This is a genomic window from Gilliamella sp. N-G2 (assembly GCF_002142215.1).
GTDB lineage: Bacteria > Pseudomonadota > Gammaproteobacteria > Enterobacterales > Orbaceae > Gilliamella.
The window spans coordinates 171,103-186,382 of the sequence record NZ_NAST01000001.1; the positions used below are offsets into that span (position 1 = coordinate 171,103).

Annotated in this window: 13 protein-coding genes; 9 read left to right on the forward strand and 4 right to left on the reverse strand. The window is 34.1% G+C overall.

Translation table 11 applies throughout. The features are described 5' to 3' along the window. The first annotated feature begins 1 nt into the window (after position 1). On the forward strand, positions 2-3,802 hold the full coding sequence (locus tag B6C99_RS00825; RefSeq protein WP_086358081.1) for a translocation/assembly module TamB domain-containing protein: 3,801 nt from the start codon (positions 2-4) through the stop codon (positions 3,800-3,802). A gap of 49 nt (positions 3,803-3,851) precedes the next feature. Here the strand turns inward: B6C99_RS00825 and mnmD are convergent, their stop codons facing one another. Beyond that, the gene (gene mnmD / locus B6C99_RS00830; RefSeq protein WP_158092414.1) at positions 3,852-4,565 is read right to left on the reverse strand and encodes a tRNA (5-methylaminomethyl-2-thiouridine)(34)-methyltransferase MnmD; all 714 of its coding nucleotides are present in this window, start codon (positions 4,563-4,565) and stop codon (positions 3,852-3,854) included. An 86-nt stretch (positions 4,566-4,651) separates the two neighbouring features. Here mnmD and B6C99_RS00835 point away from each other — a divergent pair, with 86 nt between their 5' ends. From B6C99_RS00835 to B6C99_RS00860, 6 genes are all read left to right on the forward strand, one after another. Beyond that, complete coding sequence (locus B6C99_RS00835; RefSeq protein WP_086358083.1) at positions 4,652-5,380, forward strand: 1-acylglycerol-3-phosphate O-acyltransferase; 729 nt, start codon at positions 4,652-4,654, stop codon at positions 5,378-5,380. Between the two features lie 21 nt (positions 5,381-5,401). Next, positions 5,402-6,175: a tRNA uridine 5-oxyacetic acid(34) methyltransferase CmoM gene (gene cmoM / locus B6C99_RS00840; protein ID WP_086358084.1), complete on the forward strand. Its 774-nt coding sequence runs from the start codon at positions 5,402-5,404 to the stop codon at positions 6,173-6,175. Between the two features lie 102 nt (positions 6,176-6,277). Further along, entirely contained in the window at positions 6,278-7,204 is a 927-nt protein-coding gene (gene rfaD, locus B6C99_RS00845) for an ADP-glyceromanno-heptose 6-epimerase (RefSeq protein WP_086358085.1), read from the forward strand. A gap of 10 nt (positions 7,205-7,214) precedes the next feature. Beyond that, the gene (gene rfaF / locus B6C99_RS00850) at positions 7,215-8,261 is read left to right on the forward strand and encodes an ADP-heptose--LPS heptosyltransferase RfaF (RefSeq protein WP_086358086.1); all 1,047 of its coding nucleotides are present in this window, start codon (positions 7,215-7,217) and stop codon (positions 8,259-8,261) included. Positions 8,262-8,263: 2 nt separating this feature from the next. Then, positions 8,264-9,226 carry a lipopolysaccharide heptosyltransferase RfaC gene (rfaC, locus tag B6C99_RS00855; protein ID WP_086358087.1) on the forward strand — a complete coding sequence of 321 codons (963 nt, stop codon included), beginning with the start codon at positions 8,264-8,266 and terminating at the stop codon, positions 9,224-9,226. Positions 9,227-9,261: 35 nt separating this feature from the next. Beyond that, on the forward strand, positions 9,262-9,462 hold the full coding sequence (locus B6C99_RS00860; RefSeq protein ID WP_086358088.1) for a YaeP family protein: 201 nt from the start codon (positions 9,262-9,264) through the stop codon (positions 9,460-9,462). Here the strand turns inward: B6C99_RS00860 and B6C99_RS00865 are convergent. The 3 genes from B6C99_RS00865 to trmA form a co-directional block, all read right to left on the reverse strand. After that, positions 9,455-10,858 carry a heavy metal sensor histidine kinase gene (locus B6C99_RS00865; RefSeq protein ID WP_158092415.1) on the reverse strand — a complete coding sequence of 468 codons (1,404 nt, stop codon included), beginning with the start codon at positions 10,856-10,858 and terminating at the stop codon, positions 9,455-9,457. The two genes, B6C99_RS00860 and B6C99_RS00865, sit on opposite strands and share 8 nt — an antisense overlap. Beyond that, positions 10,845-11,531, reverse strand: coding sequence for a heavy metal response regulator transcription factor (locus tag B6C99_RS00870; protein ID WP_086358090.1), 687 nt, complete (start codon positions 11,529-11,531; stop codon positions 10,845-10,847). Before B6C99_RS00870 ends, B6C99_RS00865 begins: the two co-directional genes overlap by 14 nt. A gap of 360 nt (positions 11,532-11,891) precedes the next feature. Next, on the reverse strand, positions 11,892-12,989 hold the full coding sequence (gene trmA / locus B6C99_RS00875) for a tRNA (uridine(54)-C5)-methyltransferase TrmA (RefSeq protein ID WP_086358091.1): 1,098 nt from the start codon (positions 12,987-12,989) through the stop codon (positions 11,892-11,894). A gap of 250 nt (positions 12,990-13,239) precedes the next feature. Here trmA and srmB point away from each other — a divergent pair, with 250 nt between their 5' ends. Together srmB and B6C99_RS00885 are read left to right on the forward strand one after the other, a co-directional pair. Continuing rightward, positions 13,240-14,550, forward strand: a complete 1,311-nt coding sequence (gene srmB / locus B6C99_RS00880) for an ATP-dependent RNA helicase SrmB (protein WP_086358092.1) — start codon at positions 13,240-13,242, stop codon at positions 14,548-14,550. Positions 14,551-14,674: 124 nt separating this feature from the next. After that, the gene (locus B6C99_RS00885) at positions 14,675-15,277 is read left to right on the forward strand and encodes a peroxiredoxin C (protein WP_086358093.1); all 603 of its coding nucleotides are present in this window, start codon (positions 14,675-14,677) and stop codon (positions 15,275-15,277) included. Positions 15,278-15,280: the final 3 nt, after the last annotated feature.

Consider the following 15,280-nt stretch of genomic DNA (forward strand, 5'->3'; position numbering starts at 1 on the left):
AATGGCAAAAAATCCAACAAGAACGAAAAAGGTTGAAAAAATAAAACGAATACGTAAATGGAAAAAACGCAGCATTATAGTGCTTTCCATTTTTGTTTTCCTTATCACTTTTATAATGTTAATGATTTACACCTCTTTAGGTGTAAAACTAACAACCTATGTTCTTAATAAATTTTTACCTGAATTGAAAATAGCACAAATTGAAGGTACATTCCATGATTTACATATTAAAGGACTGTCACTTGAACTACCTGGTGTCAATGTACAGGTAAAAGATGCAACATTCAAATTGTCTGGTTTATGTTTAATACAGACAAAAATTTGTGTTAAACAATTTGATGCTGATGGGGTTAGTGTTGTAATTAATACTGATGAAATAGAACTTTCACCGGATGAACCAACACCAGAAAAACGACAAATAATTAAAACACCATTACCTATTGAATTAAAACAAACACATATTTCAGATGTCACAGTAAAAGTTAACAATATGCAATTTGGTATGTCAGACTTTACTGGCAAAGCTAACTGGGTCAATGAAAAAATCTATGTATATCCAGCTATTGCTATGGATTTACAGGCAATATTTGCAGATTATCCTGCAAAAAAGTCTAATAATCAGATAGATGATAATCTACCGCTTGACCAACAAATTAGTCAACTGTTTAACCAACCTTTAATAAATTCACTGCCACAAGTTAGTATTCCACTCGATATTAATGTTACAAGTTTAACCGGGAACAATTGGTTATTACACATTGCAGGGCAAGATTATCATTTTAATCAAGTGAATATCAAAACAGAGATGATTAATAATCATATTATGGTTAAACATGTCGACACCAATGCAATAACTCCTTATGCGAGTGGTCATGCTTATGTATCAGGTGAAATAACCTTAGGTGATAATTGGCCTATTTTTGCTTATGTTAAGGCCGATACAGAGAAAAATCATCTTAATGGGCAATTTTCAGGAAACTTATTAGGTAAATTATCAACTTATACTCATGTTACTGGGTTAAATCAGATTGTTATTGAAGGGCAAATAAATTTTATTGAAAAATATTTACCATTAATTACAAAACTAGAAGGTAAACATATCCAATGGCCAATTGATGGCACACCGCAATATCAGCTTGATAATTTTGCTATAAGCTTAAATGGCAATGCACAAAAATATAATATGCTTGCTAAAGGTTTGATTAAGGGACATGACTTACCTGATACATCTGTTGATATTATTGGTGATGGTACCAACCAATCGGCCTCTTTTGATCATGCCAATATTAAGTTTCCACAAGGTGATATTAATCTTACCGGTCAATTAGATTGGCAAAAAGCTCTTAAATGGGATGCTAGTGTTAAACTTAATAATGTTGATATAACTAAAGAGTTACCAACCTTCCCTATTCGCTTAGCCGGCCAAGTAAAAACTTCGGGTATGCTCGAAGGTGATTTATGGCAATTAAATATTCCTGATATACAATTAAAAGGTAACATAAAACAAGCTAATTTTTCAGCTAATGGCGATCTATTTATCGATTCTAATCGTACTTTAATATCAAAAAATCTAACTATGCTTTGGGGCAAAAACGAATTAAATATTAGTGGTTCTACTGATAAAGGTAATTTGAATAGCCAACTTAATTTAAAGTCTTTGTCATTATTAGCTGATGATCTAAATGGCACCATAATAGGAAATATTAGAATGACAGGTAGTAAAGCCTCACCTGTTATTGAAAACAATATAAATATCAATGAATTAAATTATGAAAATATTTCAATCGCTAAAGCAAATCTATCAGGAAAAATCCAATACAACGATCAACTTAGTGGGCAATTGAAACTAATTGGTCAAAATATCGATATCGCTAACCAAAATATTAAAAAAGCTAATATTGAACTATCAGGTAATGAAGCTCGCCACGCTTTAAACATAAATTTTGAAGGTAGCCCATTATCGATGGTAACATCATTGAGTGGACAATTAGATAAACAACAGAACAAATGGACTGCAAATATACCGCATAGTTTACTCACTTTAGCTAATAATAATCGTTGGCAATTAACTAAACCTATCTCTCTATCTTATGATATTACTAACCACGTTCCAACTATAGGTGCGCATTGTTGGCGTAGCAATAATTCTAGTATTTGTTTAGATAAATCGTTATCAATAACTAACAATAACCAGACAACTATAACACTAAAAGATATTGATCTTGCTAAATTACCTATACCTACTGATGGTGAAACAAAAATTGATGGTTTTATTAATGGCAAAGCAGATATCAAATTCAATGATGCTAGCAAAATTCCAAGTATCAAAGCCAATATAACCAGTAATAGAGTTTATATTAAACAGATGATCAATAATCAAGCTCTGCCAATTCCATTTGATATGTTTAATATCAATGCAGAATTTAATGAACTACAAGCTAAATTAGATTGGCGTTTAGGTTTAAATAAATTAGGTAAAATAAATGGTAATCTTTCAATAAATGATCCAACTGGGAAGAAAGATTTAAGTGGTCAACTCAACATCGATAATTTAGCCCTAGCAATTATTAATCCGCTATTAAGCAAAGATGAATATGCTAATGGCGCCATAAATGGTATGGTTAAATTTTCTGGTTCTTTAATCGATCCTAGTTTAACCGGCGGTATCAATTTAAAACATAGTGACATAAAATCTAGCCAATTACCAATCGATATCAAATCGGCTATGCTTGATATTAAATTCAATGGTAAAACTTCAACAATGAAAGGAGTATTGGCCACTAAATCAGGTAATATTAATATTAATGGTCAAGCCAGTTGGAATAATTTGGAAAAATGGCAAGCAACCTTAAATGTTAATGGTGCAGCCATGGATGTCACTGTGCCACCAATGATTGTCATGTCAGTCATCCCAGATATTAAAATAGAAGCAACACAAGATGAACTGACAATTCTCGGTAAAGTTTCAATTCCTAAAGGTAAAATCACTGTTGATTCGCTTCCACCATCAAGTATTGATGTGTCACCAGATGAAGTCATGTTGGATCGAAACCGCAAACAGATTCAAGTACAAAAATTTGGTATGAAAATTAATAGTCATATTGAAATCAATATCGGTGATAAAGTCACGGTAGATGCTTTTGGTTTGCAAGCCTCATTAAAAGGTAAACTCATTGCAACACAGACGAATAAAGGACTAGACTTACACGGTGAAATATTAATTCCTAACGGTCGATTTCATGCTTATGGTCAAGACTTAATCATTAATAAAGGCATTATCACTTTTTCTGGTCCAACGGACCAAGCTATGTTAGATATCGAAGCCATTCGTAATCCTGAAGCAATGGATAACAGTAATATTACGGCAGGTATTCGCGTTAAGGGATCATCAACAGATCCTAAAATTGAGATTTTCTCCGATCCGGCTATGTCACAACAAGAAGCTCTCTCTTATCTAATTCGAGGTCAAGGTCTTGATAGTTCTGACCAAAGCGATAATGATATGATGACAGCATTTTTAGTTGGCGTTGGAACTGCCAAAACAGGACAATTTATCGGTGATATAGGTAATGCATTTGGCATTAAGAATCTCTCTTTAGACACTCAAGGGGCAGGAAATAATTCAAAAGTGGTAGTAAGTGGTTATATATTACCTCATCTACAGCTAAAATATGGTGTAGGTATATTTGACTCACTAGCTACATTTACCTTGCGTTATCGTTTATTGCCAAATTTATATGTAGAAGCAGCTTCTGGTATTGCGCAAACACTAGATCTTATCTATCAATTCGAATTTAATTAATATTAGTTAATTCGTATTAGTTCGCCAAAAGTCAAATTGGCGAACTAGTTTAGATTTTTTGACCAATTAGCATTTCACGTTTTATACCAAATCCTTTCCGTTTTTGAACATTAAATCCAGCATTAATTAAATTACGTCGGACAAAACCTGCTGCGGTAAAAGTTGCAAATGTTCCTTTATCTCTTGTTAATTGATAACAACGTTTAAAAAGAGATTCATTCCACATATCTGGATTTTTAGCTGGCGAAAAACCATCAAAAAACCATGCATCAATTAAACTATTTTGTTGAACTAGAAAATCGGCAAAGCAGCTAATATCGTCATAACATATCAATAAGTTCGTTTCATCTAAACGGCCAACATCGGATTCTATTAAGAAATCTTGCAATTGCTTAGCTAATGGCGATAGAGAATCTTCACAATTAATAACTTTATCATGAATTTTTGATATTTCACTGGCAGATAAAGGATATTTTTCAACACTAAAAAAATTTAATTTTTTCAAATTACTATTTGGATTTTTCTGTCTAAATTGTTTAAAAGTTTGCCAAGCAACTAAAAAACTTAAACCTGAACCAAAACCGGTTTCACCAATAGTAAAAGTCTCTTGCTGGTGTTGTAAAAATCGCTCATATAAACAATTCCCTTCAATAAAAACATAACGAGTTTCATCTACTGCACCGTCAGTATTAAAATAGACATCATCAAAGTAACGAGAGATTGGAATTTGATTATCATCCCAAATGATAGTTGATTCGAGCATAAACATCCTTTAAAGCGATATTTAACAAACTGTATATTCATATAGATTACGTATATAATACGCTAAGTTAACTTATGAGGTAAATTATGGTTTTTCTTTTTCGCTTAATCAGTGTGTTATTTATTGGTATTATAACTTGTGTTCTAGGCGTTATTTTTTGTTTATTCAATCCTCGTAACCCTAAAAATGTGGCTAGATTTGCCCATCTTTTCAGTTTTTTCTTCAAACCAATTTTAGGTGTAAAGGTTGATACACGTAGACAAGCAAATATTAACAATTTAGGCAGCTGCGTATTTATTGCTAATCACCAAAACAACTATGATATGGTGGTTGCTGCTGACATTGTACAATCCAAAACCGTTACGGTGGGTAAGAAAAGCCTTGCTTTGATTCCCTTTTTTGGACAACTTTATTACCTAACTGGCAATATTTTGATTGACCGTAATAACAAATCAAAAGCTCGAGATACCATTAACTTAGTTGTTAACGAAATAAAAAAACGAGGAATATCAATATGGATGTTCCCCGAAGGTACTCGAAGTCGTGGACGCGGATTATTACCATTTAAAACAGGTGCCTTTAAAGCTGCTATAGCCGCTGGCGTTCCTATTGTGCCAATTTGCGTATCAGATACCAATAATATAAAACTTAACCGTCTTAATAATGGCCATATGATCGTTGAAATGCTTCCGCCAATCGAAACCAAAAATCTACGTAAAGAAGATGCTAGATTATTAATGGAACAATGCTATCAATTGATGTCAGAAAAAATTGCCCAAATTAATTTAGAAGTGACTAAATTAAATAACAAATAATTGAAATAATAACTCTATATTATGACTAAAATTGATCGTAATTTTGATGATATCAGCCATAAATTCGCTAAAAATATTTATGGAACAAACAAAGGCAAGATTCGAGAAGCTATCGTTTGGCAAGAGCTAGAAAATATATTAGCTAAGTATCCAATAAATAAACCATTAACTATTTTAGATGCAGGCGGTGGACAAGGTCAGATTGCTTGTCGATTAGCAAGATTAGGCCATAATATTACTGTTTGTGATATTTCTGAGCAAATGCTCGAATTAGCAAAAAAGCAAGCTGATCAAGAAAATCTAAGCTTAAATTTTATTCATTGCCCTATTCAAGATCTGAATCAATTTATTGAAACACAATTTGATATTGTGATTTGTCATGCCGTTTTAGAATGGGTAGCCGATCCAATCCAAATAATACAGTCGCTAAAGCAATATCTTAAGCAAGATGGTTATTTGTCATTAATGTTTTATAACTATCACGGCCTATTATTTAAAACAGTGACTTTAGGTAATTTTGGATATACTCAAGCCGGTCTTAATAAGCGTAAAAAGAAAACCTTATCTCCTAATTATCCTCGTGATCCAAATCAAGTATATCAATGGTTGAATCAGCAAAATTTTAAGATCACCAATAAAATAGGAATTCGGATATTTCATGACTATTTAACCAATAAGTCAAAAGCCGAAACGCATTTTGAACAATTATTAGAAATTGAAAAAAAATACTGCAAAATCGAACCATACATTAACTTAGCAAGATATATTTTGGTCACTGCTAAAATAAATAAGTAACTTTTAAATTTATTATTCAACTAATTAAAAAACTTCACTCGAAAATTTGCCAATAAATAGCTATTATAGTGTCATTAATTTTATTAGTTAAAGGTTGTGATTATGATCGTTGTTACCGGTGGTGCTGGTTTTATTGGAAGTAATATTGTTAAAGGTTTGAATGATTTAGGCCGAAAAGATATTTTAGTAGTAGACGATTTAACCGATGGAACTAAATTTGCCAATTTAGCAGATTTAGATATTGCTGATTATATGGATAAAGATGAGTTTATTTCAGCAATAGTCTCCGGTGAAAATCTGGACATTGAAGTTATTTTTCATCAAGGAGCATGTTCATCTACTACTGAATGGGATGGCAAATTTATGATGGAAAATAATTACAACTATTCAAAAGATTTGCTACATTATTGTTTAGATTTTGATATTCCTTTTTTATACGCTTCTTCAGCCGCAACTTATGGTGGACGTAGTGACAATTTTATTGAAGATAGAGTTTATGAAAAACCTTTAAATGTATATGGTTATTCAAAGTTTTTATTCGATCAATACGTACGAGAAATTTTACCAAATGCAAATTCGCAAATTTGCGGTTTCCGTTATTTCAATGTTTATGGACCTCGTGAAAATCATAAAGGTAGCATGGCTAGCGTTGCATATCACTTGAATGAACAAATAACCAAAGGCGAAAAGCCAAAATTATTTGCTGGTAGTGATAATTTTAGACGTGATTTTATTTACGTTGGCGATGTGGTTGAGGTTAACTTATGGTTCTGGAAAAATAAAGTTTCTGGCATTTTTAATTGTGGAACTGGTCGTGCAGAATCATTCCAATCGGTTGCTGATGCAGTTTTAGATTATCATAAAAAAGGCGAAATCGATTATATTCCATTTCCTGAACACTTAAAAGGACGCTATCAAAGCTTTACTCAAGCTGATCTAACTAAATTTAGGAAAACAGGTTGTCCTATTGAGTTCAAAACAGTATCTCAAGGAACAACTGAATATATGCAATGGTTAAACCAACAATAAAGGAACCTCAATGAAAACGTTGATTATTGGTCCTTCATGGGTTGGTGACATGATGATGTCACAAAGTTTATATCGCACCTTAAAACATTTACAACCAACCATGGAAATTGATGTAATGGCACCAGCATGGTGCCGTGCTTTATTAAGTAAAATGCCTGAAGTTAATCAATCAATCGCTATGCCAATTAGTCATGGAGAGCTTGCATTAGCTAAACGTTATCAGCTCGGCAAAGAGTTACGTAAAAATCAATACGATCAAGCAATCATTTTACCCAACTCATTTAAATCCGCGCTTATCCCCTTTTTTGCTAAAATTTCTAAACGCACTGGTTGGAAAGGTGAAATGCGTTATGGTTTATTAAATGATTTACGGCAGCTTGATAAACAAGCTTTTCCATTAATGGTAGAACGCTATGTCGCTCTCGCCTACCCTAAACAAGATATTCATTCGGCTAAAGATCTACCTCAACCAATTTTGTGGCCAAAACTTACTGTTGAAAAAGATGAAGTAGATCAAACATTAGCAACTTTTAACATTCCCAGTGACGTGCCTTTAATCGGCTTCTGCCCTGGAGCTGAATTTGGCCCTGCCAAACGTTGGCCTGATTATCACTATGCTGCATTAGCTGATTTAATCATAAAACAGCATGCTAAAATTATTATCTTTGGTTCAGAAAAAGATAAGCCAGTTGGCGAACAAATTATTGCCAAAATGGTACATAGTGATCAATGTATCAATCTGGCCGGTCAAACAAAATTAGACCAAGCAATCAATGTGATTTCAGCATGTAAAGCCATAGTCACAAATGATTCAGGGTTAATGCATATTGCAGCAGCGCTTGATAAACCCTTAGTGGCACTTTATGGGCCGAGTAGTCCTGATTTTACTCCGCCATTATCCAATAAGGCGGAAGTCATTCGTCTAATTACGGGTTATCACCGCATTCGTAAAGGTGATGCTGAACAAGGTTATCATCAGAGTCTGATTGATATCAAACCAGATCAGGTTTTTGAAACATTGATGAAACTCATCGTTCGTTGTGAAAAGAGCAATTAATTATGCGTGTATTAGTTGTTAAAACTTCATCAATGGGTGATGTATTACACACGTTACCGGCCTTAACCGATGCGGCTAACAGCATACCTGATATTACTTTTGATTGGGTGGTTGAGGAAAACTTCTCACAAATCCCCTCTTGGCACTTTGCAGTAGATGAGGTTATTCCTGTTTCCATAAGGCGTTGGCGAAAAAATTGGTTTGCTAAAGCTATTCGCCAAGAACGTCAGCAATTTATCGCCCATTTAAGACATCAACAGTATGATTGTATTATTGATGCCCAAGGTTTAATTAAAAGTGCATTTTTAATCACTCGTAAAGCTCGAGGCATTAAACATGGATTAGATCGGCAAAGTATTAAAGAGCCAATTGCTAGTTGGTTTTATGATGTCAAACACCATGTACCTAAACAGATGCATGCCATTGAACGTGTTCGTCTGTTATTTGCCAAAAGCCTTGACTACACCCAACCAAATTCAATCGGTGATTATGCTATTGCTCGTCATTTTTTATCGGCATTACCGACTGATAATCAACAATATTTAGTTTTTCTTCATGCTACCACCCGAGAAGAAAAGCATTGGACAGAAGCGGCATGGCGAGAGTTAATTGAATTAATCGAACCGACAGGACTCAAGATTAAACTTCCTTGGGGTGCACCTCATGAACAAGCCCGCGCTTTGCGTTTAGCGCAAGGATTTAATCATGTTGAAGTATTACCTAAACTCTCTCTTAACGAGATCGCCACAATTATTGCTGGTTCTAAGGCTGTCGTCTCTGTAGATACCGGATTGAGCCATTTAACTGCCGCGTTAGATCGACCGAATATAACTTTATTTGGAAAAACTGATCCAAAACTAATTGGTGGATATGGTAAAAACCAGCATAGCATCATTTCAACTGATAAAACGATGCAATCAATCTCAGCCAATGAAGTTTACCAACAATTAACTGATTTTATTTAAAATAGCATCGAAGTTTTAATAAATAGGATAGAAAAATGAATAAATATAATGAGCTCATACGTGAACGATATGCGCAAATTGGTAGTAATGATTTAGGTTATATTGATGATGCGTTGGGCGCGGTAATGACAGTTCTAAATGAAATAGTTGAAAATCAACAAGTACCACAGGATTTAAGAGAAAAAGCTGCCTATGTGGCAGCTAATCTATTAATCAGTGATTATGATGTTAAATAACCGTCGGAAGTTTAATAATAAATCGAGTTGAGATATCATCCGATTCAGCATAAATATTACCTTTGTGGGTGTTGATAATCGATTTTACAATCGCCAAACCAATTCCTGTTCCTGAACTGTCTTTATTATTTCGGTGACGAGATTCATCAACTCGATAAAAACGATCAAAAAGATGAGGTAAATGACGACTTTCAATCTTTTTACCCGGATTGGCGATTATAATCTGAATTTGTTTTTGGCTTAATTGACTCAATTTAATTTTAATTGTCTGATTTTCCGGTGTGTAGCGAATCGCATTGGAGATTATATTGCTTATTGCACGCCCTAACATCATTTTATCTCCCTGAATATGGGAACAATTACCTTCAAGCTCAAAGGTAATATTTTTCTCATCAGTCAAAGGTTCGAAATATTCACACATCAAACTAATCATTGAGTGCAAATCAATATCGATAAGATTTGGTACCAGTTGATGATTGTCTGCCTGAGCTAAAAAAAGCATATCTGATATCATCTGCGACATTTTTTCATACTCTTCTAAATTAGAATAGAGGATCTCTCGATACTCTTCTGTAGAACGTGCATTATTTAACACGATTTGGGTTTGGGTGGTTAAATTGGTTATCGGCGTTCGCATTTCATGAGCAATATCGGCAGTAAAATTACGTTGTCTCTCAAAAACATCTTCCATACGATGAAGCATATTATTAAAAGCTTTAACTAAGCTTACATATTTAACCGGCACAGAGGCCGTTGAAATACGGTAATTTAAGCTTTTCATATTGATTCGTTCAATTTTTTTTATTAAACGATTAATCGGTTTTTGTGTGTAATAGATGGAAATTAGCGATCCAATCAAGGCTAACACACAAGAAATAGCAATAAGTAAACCTAATCCATTTCGTAATCGATTAATAAATTCAAGTTGCAAATCACGCGCTACTGCAACAATCGTAGTATATTGACGACCTTCATCTAATAAAACTCTAGATGCACCGATACGATAAGATGACTTACCAATATTCCAAATTGTAGTACTATTTTCGGTAATTAAACGATCAAAATCTTCTTGAGATAAAGCAATGGATAGATTTGGGCCGCGGGTGCGATAGACAATTTTTCCTGAATCATCAATAATATAAACAAATAAATGATGATGACCGGTTAAAATAAGTAAAAGATTTTGAAAGAATTCATCACGATTTTCATCGGGCGAATAATAGGTAAGCTCACGCTCGATTGAGGTGATGACAGAATTCAGTTCTGTGACATTTTGTTGAATAGAAATTTTTTCAAAAGTATGTTCAATAAGATAGCTAAAACAATAAAGTAGCCCACATGTCAGTAGGCATACAATAAGTGGTATACGAAATGATATGATGTTAGTTCTCTTCATCCAATACATCTAATTTATATCCCATTCCACGCACGGTATGAATTAATTTCGGCTCAAAATCGGCATCAATCTTGTTCCGCAATCGCCTAATTGCTACATCAATAACATTGGTATCACTGTCAAAATTCATATCCCATACTTGGGAAGCGATAAGTGATCTAGGGAGCACTTCACCAGGATAACGTAAAAAATATTCGAGTAATAAAAACTCTTTATTGGTTAAATCAATTCTTTTATCACCACGCGTTACTGTTCGTTTAGGTAAATCCATGACTAAATCAGCAATGCTTAATTGGTAATTATTAACTTGGGGAACATTGCGTCTTAATAACGACTTAATTCTTGCTAACAATTCTGCGAAAGAAAAGGGTTTAACCAAATAATCATCAGCGCCTAAATTGAGCCCTTTCACTTTATCTTCGACACTGCCCATTGCAGTAAGCAGAATAATCTGAGTATCTTTGCCTGCCTCACGTAACGACTGAACAATCTTCCAACCCACAATATCAGGGAGCATTACATCTAGAATAATTAAATCATAATCTTCCGTCATTGCTCGATGATAACCATCGAGACCATTATCGGTAAGATCTACAATAAATCCTGATTCAACTAAACCTTGGCGAAGATATTCACCTGTTTTTTGTTCATCTTCAACAACTAACAATTTCATATTGAATATTCCTTAATGTTTTATCAGGTTATCGAAATTGCATAATGTAGTAATAGGATATCTTAGAAAGTCAAATGACATCATGACAGTTCAATGACTATTTTGTAATTTTACGGTCATTAATTAGTCGGTTTTAGTTTGCTATAGTAACACCACAATGATTCATGAGGCTAGACAGTATTGTTTCATTGTTTTATTTCCTTTCATCCATTCCTTGCAATTTAATGCAGCCCTAGTTTATCTAGGGTTTTTTTTTGCGTCTTAAACTACTTGATATGCAATAATTAGAATAAAACGGTTAATTAAGCATAAAGCTAGTCTTATTTTAGCAAAATTAACCTTAGTTGGATATTATTGATATTATTTTTTACGAAGAACAATACCTGTTTCAACATGATCTGTATAAGGAAACTGGTCAAACATCGCAAAATGTTCGATATAGTGCGTTTTAGTCAGTTGTTGCAAATTATCTTTTAGGGTTTGAGGATTACATGAGATGTAGACAATTCGTTGATAACTTTGAATAATATTAATCGTTTTACCATCCAAACCCGCTCGAGGTGGATCAACTAACACCGTTTGACAATGATAATTATCCAAATTAATCCCTTTTAATCGATTAAATTCTCGCTCTTTTTTAATTGCACTACTAAACTCTTCAGCAGATAATCGCACAATACTCAGGTTATCAATATTATTGATTTTGATATTATGTTGCGCTGAATAGACTGAAGCTTTGGCAATTTCGGTCGCTAAAACCTTACGAAAATTTTGTGCCAAAGCAATCGAAAAATTACCATTACCACAATAAAATTCAAGTAAATCCCCTTCCGACCCTTTAGTCACCGAAATAGCCCATTCCAGCATTTTTATATTGATAGCCGCATTAGGCTGAGTAAAACTATTTTCTACTTGTCGGTAACTAAAAGTTTTATCGAATATTGGTAAAGTCTCATCAACATAATCAACATTGACCGCAATTTTCTGATTGCTTGCTCGACCAACTAGATTGGCTTTAATACCTCGTTCAGTTATTTGTTGCTTCAATTTCTCCGCGGCAATTATCCACTGTGCATCTAATTTTTTATGATACAAAAGTGTGATCAATAACTGTCCACTAAGCGTTGAGAGATAATCGATTTGAAAAAGTTGATGACGTAAAATATCGTTATATTGAATTAACGGTAAAATGGTCTGCATTGCATTATTAATTAATTTTACGGCAATAGGAAAACTATCAATTCTTACTCTTTTCTTAGTTTTTTTATCATACATAATATGATAAATCTCATCACCATTATGCCAAATTCTAAATTCAGCACGCATTCGATAATGACTGATTGGTGAAGAGTAAGTCACTAATTCAGGCAAGGAAAAATCTGAGAGTATAGTTTTTAAATTGGTTATTTTTTTGTTTAGTTGTTGGTTATATTTATCGTTAGAAAAAGATTCTGTCATATTTTTAATTCGATCATCAATTTAGATAAAGTGTGAATAGTATTCGCTATCTTATAAAGTGTTTAATTCTATCATAATCCCCAACCTATGATAAGGTTATAGGCGAGTAGCTGCTTTATTATCTACCGTGTTTGTCGTCAAAACCAGTTTTATGCTTGTTTAAAGCTAAATCAGTTGCGCGTCGATAAAGATTGTAGTTATAGCGATTGCCGTTATAATGTGGAGCAAAATGATAGATTGGAAGAGCACTATGACAACGCAAACTTTCACTGATTTACAGTTAGATGATATTTTAATTGAAAACCTTCAAGTGCAAAACATTCACGAACCCACCGCAATTCAAGCACAAACCATTCCAGTAGCTTTAGACGGTAAAGATGTTTTGGGGTCGGCGCCGACAGGTACCGGTAAAACGTTAGCCTTTCTCATTCCAGCCGTTCAGCATTTACTTGATTTTCCACGTCGAAAACCAGGGCCACCAAGAGTTTTAATTTTAGCCCCTACTCGTGAATTAACCATGCAAATAGCTGAACAAGCCAAGTTACTTACCGAGTCAACTCACCTAAGTATAGCTACGATTACCGGTGGTGTTGCTTATATGAACCATGCTGAAGTATTTAGTAAAAATCAAGATATTGTCATAGCCACTACTGGTCGATTATTACAGTATATTAAAGAAGAAAACTTCGATTGTCGTGCAGTTGAAATGTTAATATTGGACGAAGCAGACCGTATGTTAGATATGGGATTTGCTCAGGATGTGGAAACTATTTCGGCTGAAACTCGCTGGCGAAAACAAACCCTACTGTTTTCAGCAACATTAGAGGGTGAAGGTTTACACAGTTTTGCTAATCGTATTCTTAACGAACCAGTTGAAATTAATGCCGATCCTTCGCGAAAAGAACGAAAAAAGATTTTACAATTCTATTATCGTGCCGATGATTTGACTCACAAAGTGGCATTATTAACACACTTGTTGAAACAAGAGGAAGTTAAAAAAACCATTGTCTTTGTGCGTAAACGTGAACGAGTGCATGAATTAGTATCATTACTGCATCAAGCTGATATTCATAGTTGTTATTTAGAGGGTGAAATGGTGCAAGCCAAACGTAATGAAGCCATTAAACGAATGAATAATAACAGCGTTAATGTACTGGTCGCCACTGATGTTGCTGCTAGAGGAATTGATATTGATGATATTACTCATGTCATTAATTTCGATGCACCTAAAACAGCCGATGTATATTTACACCGAATTGGGCGCACCGCAAGAGCAGGAAAAAAAGGTACCGCCATTATGCTCGTTGAAGCTCACGATAATGAATTATTACAGAAAATTGAACGTTATATTCGTGAACCAATCAAATTAAGAACCATTGATGAACTACGTCCAAAAACCAAAGCCCCAAAACCGGTGACTAAAAAGAAACCTTCGCAAAAAACTAAACAAAAAAACGCAGCTAAAAAACAAGAAGAAACGAAAAAGAAAAAAGTAAAACAACGTCACCGAGATACTAAAAATAAAGGAAAACCCAATAAAATGATAATTAAAACCGAATAATAATTTGCTTATCATAGGTTAAACTAATGAAATCAATCGCTGATAACAACTTGGCGTATTGTCATAGATTGCTATAATGCACTGCATAGAAAATATAAATATTCGTTACACAAGGAGACATTTTATGACATTAGTAACTCGTAAAGCACCAGATTTTACTTCAGCAGCGGTGCTGGGTTCTGGTGAGATTGTGAATAATTTTAATTTAGCTGAGCATATCAAAGGTAAATATGCTGTTGTATTTTTCTGGCCTATGGATTTTACTTTTGTATGCCCTTCTGAAATTATTGCATTTGATCATCGTTTAGAAGAGTTCAAAAAACGTGGTGTTGAAGTAATTGGTGTCTCTATGGATTCTGAATATGTTCATAATGCATGGCGAAACACGCCACAAGATAAAGGTGGTATTGGTGAAGTAAAATTCCCAATCGTAGCTGACATTAAACATAGTATTATGCAAGACTACGGTGTTGAACATCCTGAAGCTGGAGTTGCGCTTCGTGCTTCATTCTTTATCGATAAAACCGGTGTGGTGCGTCACGAAACCATTAATGATTTACCAATTGGTCGTAACATTGATGAAATGCTACGTATTGTGGATGCTTTCCAATTCCATGAGGAACATGGTGAAGTATGTCCTGCACAATGGACTAAAGGCAAACAAGGTATGCAAGCAAATCCAAATGGTGTTGCTAGCTACTTAAAACAACATGCTAAAGAAATCTAACCA